General features: G+C 76.2%; 10 protein-coding genes. 4 read left to right on the forward strand and 6 right to left on the reverse strand.

What is annotated here, in order from left to right; all coding sequences use genetic code 11:
- Positions 1-11 precede the first annotated feature (11 nt).
- The 3 genes from ABT403_RS01805 to ABT403_RS01815 all read left to right on the forward strand — a co-directional run bounded on the left by ABT403_RS01805 (position 12) and on the right by ABT403_RS01815 (position 5,853).
- A complete protein-coding gene (locus ABT403_RS01805) occupies positions 12-1,469 on the forward strand; it encodes a DUF6519 domain-containing protein (protein ID WP_344167124.1) in 1,458 nt (485 codons plus the stop codon).
- The gene (locus ABT403_RS01810; RefSeq protein ID WP_344167122.1) at positions 1,466-4,963 is read left to right on the forward strand and encodes an eCIS core domain-containing protein; all 3,498 of its coding nucleotides are present in this window, start codon (positions 1,466-1,468) and stop codon (positions 4,961-4,963) included. Before ABT403_RS01805 ends, ABT403_RS01810 begins: the two co-directional genes overlap by 4 nt.
- A 134-nt stretch (positions 4,964-5,097) precedes the next feature.
- Positions 5,098-5,853: an AfsR/SARP family transcriptional regulator gene (locus ABT403_RS01815; protein ID WP_344167120.1), complete on the forward strand. Its 756-nt coding sequence runs from the start codon at positions 5,098-5,100 to the stop codon at positions 5,851-5,853.
- Between the two features lie 14 nt (positions 5,854-5,867).
- On the opposite strand, the gene ABT403_RS01820 is transcribed toward ABT403_RS01815, so the two are convergent.
- The 4 genes from ABT403_RS01820 to ABT403_RS01835 form a co-directional block, all read right to left on the reverse strand.
- A complete protein-coding gene (locus tag ABT403_RS01820) occupies positions 5,868-7,268 on the reverse strand; it encodes a hypothetical protein (RefSeq protein WP_344167118.1) in 1,401 nt (466 codons plus the stop codon).
- Positions 7,269-7,447: 179 nt separating this feature from the next.
- The gene (locus ABT403_RS01825; protein ID WP_344167116.1) at positions 7,448-8,110 is read right to left on the reverse strand and encodes a dioxygenase family protein; all 663 of its coding nucleotides are present in this window, start codon (positions 8,108-8,110) and stop codon (positions 7,448-7,450) included.
- 218 nt (positions 8,111-8,328) lie between these two features.
- Positions 8,329-8,760: a nucleoside deaminase gene (locus ABT403_RS01830; protein WP_344167114.1), complete on the reverse strand. Its 432-nt coding sequence runs from the start codon at positions 8,758-8,760 to the stop codon at positions 8,329-8,331.
- On the reverse strand, positions 8,757-9,623 hold the full coding sequence (locus ABT403_RS01835; RefSeq protein ID WP_344167112.1) for an LLM class flavin-dependent oxidoreductase: 867 nt from the start codon (positions 9,621-9,623) through the stop codon (positions 8,757-8,759). Before ABT403_RS01835 ends, ABT403_RS01830 begins: the two co-directional genes overlap by 4 nt.
- A 94-nt stretch (positions 9,624-9,717) precedes the next feature.
- Here ABT403_RS01835 and ABT403_RS01840 point away from each other — a divergent pair, with 94 nt between their 5' ends.
- Positions 9,718-10,188: an Lrp/AsnC family transcriptional regulator gene (locus tag ABT403_RS01840; protein WP_344167110.1), complete on the forward strand. Its 471-nt coding sequence runs from the start codon at positions 9,718-9,720 to the stop codon at positions 10,186-10,188.
- Here ABT403_RS01840 and ABT403_RS01845 read toward each other — a convergent pair.
- Positions 10,178-11,155 carry a tetratricopeptide repeat protein gene (locus ABT403_RS01845; RefSeq protein WP_344167108.1) on the reverse strand — a complete coding sequence of 326 codons (978 nt, stop codon included), beginning with the start codon at positions 11,153-11,155 and terminating at the stop codon, positions 10,178-10,180. The genes ABT403_RS01840 and ABT403_RS01845 overlap by 11 nt on opposite strands.
- Before the next feature lie 114 nt (positions 11,156-11,269).
- Complete coding sequence (thpR, locus tag ABT403_RS01850) at positions 11,270-11,854, reverse strand: RNA 2',3'-cyclic phosphodiesterase (protein ID WP_344167106.1); 585 nt, start codon at positions 11,852-11,854, stop codon at positions 11,270-11,272.
- Between the last annotated feature and the right edge of the window lie 56 nt (positions 11,855-11,910).

Raw genomic sequence — 11,910 nt, forward strand, 5'->3', positions numbered from 1 at the left:
GAGGAGAACCCATGGCCGTGGACATCTCGCGCGTCACCTTCGACGCGTCGAAGCACTACTCCCGACTCATCCACCAGCAGGGCCGGGTGACCCTCGACGCGGACGCCAACGAGCAGGCCGCCGTCCTGCTGCACTACCTGCGCACCGTCGTCGCCGACGTCCTCGGCCCCGCCGCGAGCCCGCGGGCCGCGCCCGGGTTCACCGTCACCCGGATCCCCGGCGACCCCGCCCGGGACCTCGCCGTCGGCGCCGGACGGCTCTACGCGGACGGCCTGCTGGTCGAGAACGGGGCGCCGACCACCTACCTGACCCAGCCCGAGGGCTTCGTCGACGAGGAGCGGGCCCCCGTCCCCGCCTCCGGCCCCTTCGTCGCCTATCTACGGGTCTGGGAGCGGGAGATCACCGCCATCCAGGACCCGGCCATCCGGGAGGTCGCCCTCGGCGGCGCCGGCCCCGACACCGCCGCCCGGGCCAAGGTCGTCTGGCAGGTCGCCCTCCACCCCTTCGGCGACGAGGACCCCGGCGGCGGGGGCGCGGCCGCCCGGCTGGGGGAGTGGCTGGACGCGCTGCACCGGCCCGCCGGGCTCCTGGCGGCCCGGGTCGGGCCACCCCTGCCGGGCCCGCCGGACCCGTGCGCGCTCTCCCCGGCGGCCCGCTTCCGGGGGCCGGAGAACCAGCTCTACCGGGTCCAGATCCACACCTCCGGCACCGGCGCCCCGCCGCCGGGCGCCGCGCCCGCCGCCCGCCGGACGGTACCGTCCTCCCGCCGCCGGGGCGCCGCCGCGCGGGCCACGGCCGAGGGGCCGCCCGTCGCCACCTTCGTGTGGTCGCGGGAGAACGCGTCCGTGGCCTTCCCCGTCGCCGCCGTGGCCGGACCGGTCGTCACCCTGGAGGAGTGGGGCCGCGACGGCCGTCTCGGCCTCGACGTCGGCGACCGGGTCGAACTCGTCGACGACGCCAACGCGGTGCGCGCCGCCGACGACGTTCCGACCGCACCGCCCCAGGGCGTCCACCGCGTCACCGCCGTCGACCGGGCCGCCCGCACGGTCACCCTCGACGCCGACCCCAACGCGCCCGCCCCGGGCCGCCGCACCCCGCCGCCGCCGGTGAGCGGCGACCCCGGACTCCACCCGTACCTGCGGCGCTGGGACCACCGCCCGGCCGCCGGTGCCCAGGCCCTGCCCGTCGTCCTCGACACCTGGATCCCCCTGGAGGACGGGGTCGAGGTCCGCTTCACCGACCCGCCGCAGCCGGCCGGGCGGGAAGCGGCCGGGCGGTTCCGGCGCGGGGACCACTGGCTCGTCCCCGCCCGCACCCTGCCCGGCGACGTCCTGTGGCCGCAGACCGACGAGGGCCCCGCCGCCCTCGCCCCCCACGGCACCGCCTACCACTACGTCCCGCTGGCCTACGTCCCCGCCCAGGGCGACCCGGTGCCCCTCGTACCGGCCTTCAGCCCCCTCTTCCCATGAGCACCGGCCCGTCCGGACCGGCCCACGAGGCCGCGCCGGACCTCGTCCGCGCCACCCCGCCCCGGACCCGGCGGACGGACCCGGCCCCCTGGGCGGCGGTCTCCGCCGACCCGTGGCTGGAGGCCGAGGCCGACCGCTTCGCCGACCGGCTCCCGGCCGCCCGCCCCGGCGCCGTACGCCCGCTGCCCCGGCTCGACGGCCCGCCGCCCCCCACCGGATCCCCGGGGGTTCCCCTGGACACCGCGACGCGGGCGGAGCTGGAGCCCCGCCTGGGCTGGGACCTGACCCGGATCCGGCTGCACACCGGGCCGGCCGCCGACCGCTCCGCCGCCGCCCTCGGCGCCCGCGCCTACACCCTCGGGCCGCACGTCGTCCTGGGCGAGGGCGCCCGGCCCCGGTCGCCGGACGGCCGGCGGCTGCTGGCCCACGAACTGGCCCACGTGGCCCAGCAGGCGCGCGGCGCGGGCCGCGGCACCCTCCACCTCAAGCCCGCGGACACCCCGGCGCCGGCCCGCCCCCGGCCCCGGAAGGGCGAGCCCTTCAAGCTCGTCGTGACCGCCGAGATGGAACCCGCCGAGCTGATGCGCGCGTTCCTCCACCAGTACTACCGGACCGACAGCGAGGCGGAGGTGGACCGGCGCCTGCCCTGGTGGCACTTCGACCGGCCCGGCGGGCGGTCGGCCACCGCCGCCGACGTCCGGCGCGGCTTCCTGTGGCTGCGCGTGCACGACGTCGCCGACGAGACCCTGGCGGCCCTCCCCGAGGCGGAGCGGACCGAGGTCGAGGCGGAGGCCGACGCCCGCTTCCGGACCGGGAGCGGCGTCGCCCCCGGCACGAGGCTCGGCACCGGGGCCCAGGACGCCGCCCTGCGCGGCCGGCTGCGCGGCGCACGCGCCGACGCCCTCCTCGCACACGTACGGCGCCGGGAGATCGAGGCCCTGCCGGCCGAGGTCAAAAACATCCTCTTCGGCGGCGGGGCCGCCACCGGCGGACGGCCCGTGGCGCCCGAGGACTACGAGACCGTGCTGCGCCTGGGCCGCAAACTCGGCGCCCTCTCACGGCCCCGGCTGCGGGACTACCTCGCCCGGACCGACGCCGGCACGACCAGCTGGACCGAACTCGAAGACTCCGTCGAACGGTTCCTGGCCGGCGAGCGCGCCCGCGAGAACGAGCGGCTGCGCACGGACGCGGCGGCGGCCACCCTCTTCGGCTGCGAGGACCTGTACCTGCTGTGGAGGCGGCGCTGGAACCTGATGACGGAGGTCTCCCTCTCCGAGGCCGGCCTCGGACCGCACCGGCTGACCGAACTGACCGAGGCCGACGCACGGTTCCGGGACTCCCTCCACCGGCACGGCTTCGCCGACGAGCAGGCCTTCCGGACCGCGATCGAGACCTACCGGCTGCGCTTCCGGGACGGGGCCGTCGCCCTCGCCCTCGACGTCCTCGCCCGCTACGACCACATGCTGTACGAGGCGCGGAAGGACCTGACCGCCCCCGGCCGCGCCGAAGCGCTGACCGCCGGCATCGCCGCGACCGGCGCCCGCGAGCTGTACGCGCGGGCGGACGAGCGGCGGGACCTGGCACGGACCGTACGCGCGGGCGGCGACCCGGAAACCCTGGGCGGGGCCCTGCGCGCCGCCCAGCGGGCCCTGCCGTACGAGGCCGAGGCCGCCTCGCTGCGGGACGCGGCGGACCGCGCCGTGGTACGCGGCTCCGGCGGGAACCCGCTCGTGGACCCCGAGAGGCTCGGCCGCGCCACCAGCCGCGAGAAGCTCGCCCGGCTCGACGCCCCCGGGGCACGCGCCTACCTCCTCGGCGTCGCCGGGGACCGGTCGGCCGACACCGCCAAGGCCCGCGCGGAGTTCACGTACGACCCGGAGCGGGTCTTCAGCCTGCCCGACCTGGTGGCGGCGGCCCTGCGCGGCCAGGGGGTCGACGAGGGCACGGTCTACGGCTGGATCGTCCGCGACCACGTCGAGGCCGTCCACGAGGCCCATCTCTTCTCGGCCGTGGTCCTCGGGATCCTCGCCCTGGTTCTCGCGGCCCTCGTGCCCGGGGGCGGCTGGCTCGCCGCGGCCGCCCTCGTCGCGAACACCGCACTCGGCGCGCAGCAGGCGATCGAGGCGGTGGGGGAGTACCGGCGGCAGGCCCTGGAGTACCGGCTCGGCTTCCTGGAGGACGAGCCGTCACTGTTCTGGGTCGGGATCGCGGTGGGGGCGGCGGCGCTCGACCTCGGGGTCACCACCGCCACCCTGCTCAAGGCGTCCGCCGGGGGCCTGTCCGCGCTGGAAGGCCCGCTGCGCGAGTTCGCCGCCGCTCCCGACGCCGCGCGGGCGGCCGCACGTTACGAGACCCTCGTCGCCCGGATCCGGACGGTGGAGGGCCTGGGGCCGGAGGTCAGGGCGGCCCTCGAAGCGGCGGCGGCGGCCGAGCACGGCTTCCGGCAGGCGGCGGGCCTGGCCATGAGCCGGCCGGGCATGCTGGGCCTGCTCGACCCGGCCTGGTACCGGGCCAACTACCACCTGGTCAAAGGCGGGGTGAAGAGCCTCACCGCCTGGCGTAAGGACGCACGGCTGCTGGAACTCATGGGCGACGTCACCCGGCTGACGGGTGCTCAGCGGGCCGAGCTGACCACCGCCTTCGAGCGGATCAGGACGGTCGTCGCGGTCGCCGAGCGGCGTGCCATGGACCCGGAGACGGCGTTGCGGTTCGTGGACCGGCTCGCCGCCGAACGGGCGGGCGGCGAGGGCGCGTTCGAGGCGCTCGTGGAGGAGATGTCGGCCTGGCGCCCGCCGACCGCGGAGCAGCGGCAGGCCGAGAAGGCCCTCGCCGAGGCCGGCGGGGAACTCGCCCGGCTGCGCGAGGAGCACGCCGGGCTGACCGCCGAACGGGCGGCCCTGCGCCGGGAACCGGCCGCGACCCGGGACACGGAGCGGATCTTCGAGATCAACGACGAGCTCTACGGCACCCGGCGGGAGGCCGGACTGGAGGACCAGTTCCGCACCGACCGCTCCGGCGTCTCCCGGCCGCACCGCCCCGGCCGCATCAGCGAGGCGGAGCGCGCGCTGTGGAAGGCCGAGGCGGCCGCCGAGCGCGCCCGGGTCGATCCCACGACCCGGATGCGGCAGGTCTTCGGCGCCTCCCGGGAGCGCACCGAGGTCGTCGCCTCGGCCACCGCCGACCAGGTCGGCGCGCTGCGCACGCGGCCGCAGGGGGTGGCCGTGGACCACGTCGTCTCGCTGAAACGGATCGCGCGGATGGAGGGGTTCGACCGGCTGACCGCCGCGGAGCGGGGCGCGCTGGCCGTCCGCCGGGACAACCTGGTCCTCATGGACGCCTCCGCGAACTCCTCCAAGGGGGAGCGGGCCTGGTCGGCCTGGCGGCAGGCGTCCGCCTTCTACGGGGAGGCCGACGTCGTCCGCTGGACGGCCCGGGACGCGGAGCTGGCCCGGACCATCCAGGAGTGGATCCTGAGCACGGTGCGGGGCCGGTGACTGCGGCCGTCCCTGCTCCGTTCAGGTGATCCCCGTCGGCGTGTCGCATTGGCCCGGGCGCCGCGTGGAGAGCCTCAGCGGTAGGCGGGGCGGCCCGGCGCGCCCGCCGCGCGGACGAGGAGAGGGGGGAGGGGTTGCCGTACGCCCTGTCGCTGCCGGCTCCCGCGCTGAGCCTGCTCGGCACGTTCCGGTTCGAGGGTGCGGGCGGCGCGGTCGGTGTGGAGGCGTCCGGCCGGCGGCTGCTGGCCTTCCTGGGGCTCAACCGGTCCGTCAGCCGCAGCGTGCTCGCCGGGACCCTGTGGCCCGACGTCACCGAGGAGCACGCGCACGGCAGTCTGCGCACCGCCCTGTGGCGGCTGCGGCGCGGCAGCCATCCGCTGGTCGACAGCAGCGGCGAGACGCTCTCGCTGCGCGCGGAGGTGACCGTGGACGTGCGGGCCTTCGTCCGTGCGGCGCTGGACGTGGTGCACGCGGACGACGCGGGGGTGCCCGCCGGGCCCGAGCTGGGCCTGCTGTTCGCCGGGGACCTGCTGCCCGGCTGGGGCGAGGAGTGGGTGGTCTTCGAGCGCGAACGGCTGCGCCAGCTGCGGCTGCACGGCCTTGAGGCGCTCAGCGCCCGCCTGGTCCGGCGCGGCCACCACGCCCTGGCCCTCGACGCCGCCCTGACCTGCGTGGGCATCGATCCGCTGCGCGAGAGCGCGCACCGGGCGGCCGTCGCGGTGCACCTGGCCGAGCACAACACGGTGGAGGCCGTCCGCCAGTACCGTGCCTTCCGCCACCTGGCCCGTACCGAGCTCGGTGTGGAACCGTCGGCGGAGTTCACCGCGATGCTCCCGCGCGCCCCGTACCCGCGGCGGGCGAGGGAGCCCGGAGGCCCCCTCGCCCGCTGACGGGCGGGCGGGCGTCAGCGCCCGGCGCCGCCGGCGGCGAGCGGCCACTCGCGGTGCAGGGAGCCCAGCGGGATGCGGCGTTCCAGGACGGGGGTGCCGAACAGGGAGAGCTGGAGGTGTAGCTGCCCGTTCAGGTCGAAGCCGCCGTACAGGGCCCAGGCGCCGCTGACGGAGGTCTTGCCGTCGCTGGACGCGGACGCCTTGGCGTCGGCCTCGCCGCGCAGGTAGGGGGCGAAGTCGGCGCCGACGCCGACGGCCCCGTACAGGCCGACGGAGGCCTCGGCGCCCAGGGCGCCCTTGACCCGTCCGGCGGCGGCGACGGTGGCCTTCACCGGAGAGCTGTGCACGGCCGAGGTGCTGACCGGGGTCCAGCCCTTGCCCGTGGCGTAGCTGCCGCCGACGCGGAAGTCGCCCTTCACGTCCTGCTCGACGTCGAGGGTGACCTGGCCGTCGGCCTCCACCTGGATGTAGGTGGTCAGGTCGAGGTTGACGACGACCGGGACCGGGCCGACCTGGATGACGGGGGTGCTGTGCAGCTTGGCGAACGGGATGCGCCGGGGCGAGCCGGTGCTCGCGGCCGCGCGGCCCTTGAGGGCCCACTGGGAGGACCAGTCGCCGCTCATGCCGAGGAAGGCCGCGCTCGGGGCGGAGCCGATCTTCGTGCCGGTGTAGGAGAACTCGACCTGGGGGGCGAGCTGGACGAACCCGGACACCGAGGCGCCGGCCGAGGCCGGGGCGTCCTTGGCGGTGTCGATGGCGGCGTTCACGTCGAGCCGCAGGTTGCCCAGCGGCAGCTTCGCGCCCTGGGGCCCGAAGCTGGCGCCCTCGCCCTTGGCCCAGGAGAAGGTGACGCCCTTCATCAGGGGTTCGACGATCATGGAGGAGGGGTCGACCTTGACCTTGCCGTCGGCCTTGGCCTCGCCCAGAGCGGCGGACAGCGTCGTGGGGGCGGTCTTCACCTCGGTGCCGCGGTCGGTCTTCCCGACGACCTCCGTGACCTTCGCGAGGAGGCCGTCGGGGGCGCCGGGCGCCGGGGCGCTGGCGATGACGTCGCCCACCGCGACCGGCTTGGCGGGGGCGGGGGAGTCGTCCGAGGAGGGGTTGCGGCTGTCCTTGGGGGGTTTGGGGGCCGCGGCTATAACGGCCCGCTGGGTGTTCTTGTCGAAGGAGGCGACCCGCAGCGAGGACTTCTCCGGCCGGCCCTCACCGGTGGAGGTGCGGGCCAGCGGCGAGGGGTCGGCCGGTCCCTGCGGGGCGGCGGCCACTTCGAGGCGCTGGTCGCCTCCTGCGGCGGGGGCGCCGGGGGCGGCCCCCGGGGTGGCGGAGCCGGTGTGTGCCGGAGCGGAGCAGGCGGCGGTGGCGAGCGCCAGGGTGGTCAGGCCGGGAAGCAGGAGGCGTCGGGCGAACGTGCGCACGTAGGAAGAACCATTCGGTAAATGGGGGGAATTGAACGCGTTACCGAGAAGTAACGTGAGGGTCGATCATGACATGGCCGGACGGGTCCGGTCATCTCGGGATCCGGCCAACTCCCCTGGTCCACCTGAAGGTTGAAACTTCAAAAGCGCAGCTTGGCGCCGCGGCGCGGGTCCGCCGCTCAGGCGATGCCCACGGTGTAGGCGGCGCGGTACCCGCCGCCCTCGGCCACCGGCGCCAGCGTCATCGTCCCGGCCGCCGCCCGGTACCGGTCGTCGTGCGCGTTGGGGCTGCGCGGCGCCTTGCGCTTGGCGTACGGCTGCCGGGCGTAGACCTCCCGCAGGAAGTCCTCGGGCAGGAAGAACTGCGAGGTCGTCTCGGTACCCGCGCCGGGCCGCACCTTGAAGTGGATGTGCGGCGCCAGGCCCGCGTACCAGCCCGGCACGATGGTCCGGAACACGCACCGCCCGGCCCCGTCGGTCACCTGCACTCCGCGCAGATAGGTCTCCCGCCCCTCCGAGTACACCCCGGCGGCGTCCGCCTGCCAGATGTCCACGGCGGCACCCGCCAGCGGCCGGCACCCGTCCGCGGCCCGCACCACCGTCAGTTCCAGCCGCAGCGGCACGCCCTCCCGCCCGTCGGTGACGTCCGACCGGGTCCGCCCCGGACCGGCGTAGTTGGGCCCCGCGCCCGCCTTCACGGCCAGCACGCAACCGGGCGTGGCCCCGCTCGCCGGCGTGGCGGCGGGGCGGCCGCAGCCGGCGGTCAGCGCGGCGACCGAAGCCGATCCGGCGGCCAGCAGGAGGGCCCGCCGACTGCTCGGGAAGGTGCCGTCGTCGCTCATCCGAACCCCTCACGCCCGGTCCGGGGCCGCCGACCCGGACGGCCGCCCACCGCAGCCCACCGTGCCGCACCACGCCACCGGGCCCCGTGACCGACACACGGCCGACCGGGCGGCGTCGCGCCCGTGACGACCTCCGCGAGTCCGCCGGTCCCGGCCTGCGCGAGGCCCTGGACTACTGAGCACCCCCGCGCCCGCCGGCCCGCGACGGACCCGCGCCGTCAGTGGTAGTACCCCCGCACCACCGGCCCCACCTCGTCGGGCAGCGCCGGGCCGTCCTGGGGTACCGGCGGGCGGCCGGACGGGGGCCGGATGTCCAGGAGCTGGGCGCCGGACAGGGCGAACACCACCCGTCGCAGGCCCGCCAGCCGGATGACCGGCTCGCACATCCCGCACGGTTCGCAGCTGGTGTACATCGTGGCGGCGGCCGCCGCGGCCGGCTCCAGCTCCCGCGCCGCCCACCGCGCCAGCTTCAGCTCGGGGTGTGCGGTGATGTCACGGCCGGTGAGGGTGGTGTTGCGCTCCTCCGCCAGCACCGTTCCGTCGGGGGCCGCCAGCAGCGACCCGAACGGCGGGTCGCCCGCCGCCCGGGCCTCGGCCGCGAGGGCGATGGCCCGGCGCAGGAGGGCGTGGTCCTCGGGGGTGACGGTCACGGCTGCTCCTTTCCGGGGGCCTGCGCGAGGCCGAGGTGTGCGGCCACGGCGGCCAGCGCCCGCCAGGCGGCCTGCGGGCGGTGCGTCTCGGCCGGGTCGCCGCCGTACGGGTCGAGGACGACGGACCCGGCGCCCAGCAGGCGCAGTTCGCGCAGGTCGTCCAGGACCTGCTCGATCGTCCCCTCGCCGGCGCCGCGTTCGGGTCCTTCGACCGGCCGGTCCGTGATCCGCAACGCGATCCGGGGGGCCAGCGCCGGTACGGGGACGCCCTGTTCGTCCGCGTACTCCTTCAGCCGGCCCGCCGCCGCGCGCAGCCACGGCAGGGTCACGCGCAGCGGATGCCAGGCGTCGCCGAACCGCACGGCCCGCCGCATCCCCGCCGCGCTGTTGCCGCCGACCCACACCGGGATCCGGCGCCGGCCGTAGTCGGCGGTGTCCGCCCAGGCCGCCCGGACGTCCCGCAGGTGCTCGTCCGTGAGCCGGCCGCGCCGTTCGAACGGGACCCCCAGCGCGGCGAACTCCTGCCGCGCCCAGCCGACCCCCACGCCGAGGACCAGCCGGCCGCCGCTGAGCTCGTTCAGGTTGGCCGCCATCCGGGCCGTCAGCAGCGGGTGCCGGTACGGGGCGATGAGCACCGTCGTCCCGAGCCGCACCCGGGTGGTGACACCGGCCAGCCAGGACAGGGTGGTGAACGGCTCGTAGAAGGGCGCCGGATAGCGTGCGGCGACATCGGGCGTGACGGCCACGTGGTCCGAGACCATCAGCAGGTCATACCCCAGGCCCTCCACCGTGTGGGCCCAGCCGCGCAGCACTCCCGGGTCGGTGCCCGGGCCGAAATTGAGGACGTTGACTCCGATCTTCACGCCGCCGAGCCTAGCCAGCCGGCACCGGCTCCCAGAAGGGATTCCCGCCGGTCCAAAGGGCGTTCAGCCGGGGATCGCCCGGTAATCTGGGCCGATGACCGAGAGTCTTGATCCGACGGACTGGGCGATCCTGGAAGAGGTCCAGCGCGACGGCCGGATCCCCTTCACCGAACTGGCGCGGCGCGTCAGCCTCAGCCCCTCGGCGACCACGGAGCGGGTCCGCCGGCTGGAGGCGCTGCGGGTGATCACCGGCTACCGGGCCGAGATAGACCTGGAGCGCACCGGGCACGGCGTGCTCGCCGTGGTCCGGCTGAAGTACCCGGGCACCCGGCACGAGCCGCTGCACCGGCTGCTCGCCGAGCGCCCGGAGATCCTGGAGTGCCTGCGCACCACCGGGGACGACTGCTACGTCCTGCGCGTGGCGGCCACCTCGATGGGACACCTGGAGGAAGTCGTTGATGTGCTCGCGCAGTTCGGGAGCACGACCACGAACCTGGTCTTCAGCCGGACCCTGCCGCTGCGCGGCCCGCGCGCCCCCCGCCGTCCCGGGCCGCTCAGAAGCTGACGAGCGCGCGGTGCGCGCGGTAGGCCGAGACCGGGCCGCGGGCCTGGACGTAGTACCAGGGGAACTCGGTGACGGCGCCCCGCGTCAGCTCGAAGAAACGGCGGGCCGCCCACTTGTCACCGGCGAGCGAGAAGGCCAGGGCGAAGGTGTTGCACCCCTGGAGCCAGCCCGCCCCCCGCTCGGCGTCCGGGTGCAGGACGGACCGTTCGGCGGCCTCCCCCAGGGACGCGGTGGTCCACGACCGGCGCATGTACTCCCGGCCCGGCCCGCCGCCGAGGGAGAGCCAGTGCTCGATGTGCCCGATCGCGACGAGCTGTCCGAGCGGACTGCCCTCGGGCGCGCGCAGCATCGACCGCCGGGCGAAGGCGTGCATCTCCTCGTGGGAGCCGCCCCACTTCTCGCAGACCTGCTGCAACTGCTGCTGATGGGCCCGCAGATGGTACGGGTCCAGGCGCACGGCCGCCTCGAACCGGCGCCGCGCCTCGGCGGGCCCGACCCGGAGCCCGCGTCCGCTGACCTGGAGGGCGTACCAGGGGGAGACCCACGAGGGTTCCCGTTCCGCCGCCCGGTTCAGCCACACCTCGGCCTGGCGCAGCCGCTCGTGGAACGCCTCGAACCGCTCGGGCGAGACGTCCGCCGCCCACGCCCCCGTCCGGGCCTCCCAGCCCCAGCAGACGTGGCGGACCCCGGCGACCAGCAGCGCGAGCGCCGGGTCCGGGTCCGTCTCGACGGCCTCCCGGATCCACCGCTCGACGCCGGCGGTCTCGCCGACGGCCCACAGCTTCCAGGTGCGGTCCGCGCTCTCCGGGTGGGCCGCCAGCTCCTCGCGGACGCGGGCCCAGTCCGCCGCCCGTGCGGCCTCACGGACCCGGGTCACCGCCGGATCGCCGAAGTCCTTCGCCAGCCGCGGGCCGGACCTGCCCGCCCACCGCTTCAGCGCCGGCCCCGCCCCCCGGAGCAATGCCATGACCCACCCCTCGCCGTGCACGTTTTCCGGCAGGGGGCAGCGGTCTCCGCCCCCGTGGAGGTAGTGAGTATCACGCGGGCGGGTGGATCGCACACGAGTTTCCCGGTCAGGTGCTCAGTTCCCGCCCCCGAACGCCCACGACTCGATGTCGCGGTAGTGGATCGGGCCGGGGCCGCGCCCGATGTTGCTGCCGACCAGGTGCAGCCGCCCGGTGTGCCAGGAGCGGCCGGAGAACGTCCCGAGCCCGGCGGCGGCCTCCGTGACGCTCGCGGTGTCGCTGCGGCGGGAGCGGGCGAGCGTCAGATGGGGGCGCAGCGGCCGGCCCTCGTAGGGGATGCCGCACCCGGTGACGAGGGAGCGGACCTCGGAGGCGAGCCGGTGCAGTTCCTCGACCTCCCCGTCGATCCCGGTCCACAGCACCCGCTCGTCGAAGTGGCCCCCGCCGCGCAGCGCCAGCCGCAGGGGCCGGCGTATCGCGGCGAGCGCGGCGAGCGGCCCGTGGAGGCGGGGCACGGTCGCGACCGGGAGCTCGCCGAGGAAGGCCAGCGTGATGTGCCAGTCCTCGATCCGGTTCCACCGCATGCGCGGGTACGCCGCGTAGGCGGCCGCGAGCTCCCGCTCCAGCTCCTGCTTGGCGTCGTCGGGCGGGGCGAGGGCGATGAACACGCGGACGGTCGGGCTGTGGGTCTGATGTTTCACAGGGGACTTCGTACCGTGCCGGGGCCGCCGGAACCAGCTGACGGGGTGTGGGAGGA

It is taken from the genome of Streptomyces sp. NPDC000075, from assembly GCF_040301925.1.
GTDB classification, from domain to species: Bacteria; Actinomycetota; Actinomycetes; order Streptomycetales; family Streptomycetaceae; genus Streptomyces; species Streptomyces polychromogenes.

What these genes read in the sequence shown, in the direction of transcription:
- ABT403_RS01805 (WP_344167124.1), top strand. Translation starts at nt 12, where the DNA reads ATGGCCGTGGACATCTCGCGCGTCACCTTCGACGCGTCGAAGCACTAC.
- ABT403_RS01810 (WP_344167122.1), top strand. Translation starts at nt 1,466, where the DNA reads ATGAGCACCGGCCCGTCCGGACCGGCCCACGAGGCCGCGCCGGACCTC.
- ABT403_RS01825 (WP_344167116.1), bottom strand. Translation starts at nt 8,110, where the DNA reads ATGAGCGACGACGGCACCTTCCCGAGCAGTCGGCGGGCCCTCCTGCTG.
- ABT403_RS01840 (WP_344167110.1), top strand. Translation starts at nt 9,718, where the DNA reads ATGACCGAGAGTCTTGATCCGACGGACTGGGCGATCCTGGAAGAGGTC.
- ABT403_RS01845 (WP_344167108.1), bottom strand. Translation starts at nt 11,155, where the DNA reads ATGGCATTGCTCCGGGGGGCGGGGCCGGCGCTGAAGCGGTGGGCGGGC.